The sequence below is a fragment of the Pseudoalteromonas sp. S4492 genome, assembly GCF_005886115.1.
GTDB lineage: Bacteria > Pseudomonadota > Gammaproteobacteria > Enterobacterales > Alteromonadaceae > Pseudoalteromonas > Pseudoalteromonas gelatinilytica.
Map to the genome: position 1 here is coordinate 1 of NZ_PNCP01000102.1, position 746 is coordinate 746.

The following is a 746-nucleotide window of genomic DNA, read 5'->3' on the forward strand; positions in this document are numbered from 1 at the left end:
ACTGCAAAAATATCTGCATTGATCATGGTGTTTTCAGGTGTTTGCCATAGGTTCATGTTATCGCTTGATTGCTCTAACGCAGCAAGTACGTCGCCATTGGTGCCTATACGACCTGTATGAATGTGAGCTGCAGTGGCGTCACTCACACCTTCGGTTAACGCTCTTAATTCTAGATGGTAATTATCCATGTTAACTAATGCATAACCACTACCTGATGCCATCGTATCAACAGCTGGCACTTCTTGCATACCACTAAGCGGGAAAGTAACGAGCTGATAGTTGTCAGTTAGGATCTGACCTCTAATTTCGCCACCCGTGTTAGCAGGAGTATGTACGTTAACGTAATGACCACCTGATGCAAGTACCTCAAATATCTCTGCGTTGATCATGGTATTTGCTGGTGTCATCCACATGCCTGCGTCAGCTGTTGACTGCTCAAGTGCAACGAGTACGTCGCCATTCGTGCCAATTCGGCCAGTGTGAATGTGTGCACCTGTCGCATCATCAACACCCATTGTGTTTACTAAGAGCTCTAAGGCATAGTTATCCATGTTAATTAATGCATAGCCTTCACCGCTTGCATCAGATTCGAGTGCAGGAACTTCTTGATCACCGCTTAGTTTAAAGCTCGTAAAACCATAGTTGCTGGTTAGGATTTGTCCGCGAAGCTCGCCGCCAGCATTAGCAGGTGTATGAACATTCACATAGTGACCGCCAGAAGCCAGCACTGCAAAAATATCTGCATT

Annotated in this window: 1 protein-coding gene; it reads right to left on the bottom strand. The window is 45.6% G+C overall.

Annotated elements, in window-relative coordinates; genetic code table 11:
- Positions 1-746, bottom strand: a 746-nt coding sequence (locus tag CWC28_RS20920) for a CHRD domain-containing protein (RefSeq protein WP_138625716.1), incomplete at both ends; no start/stop codon positions are given.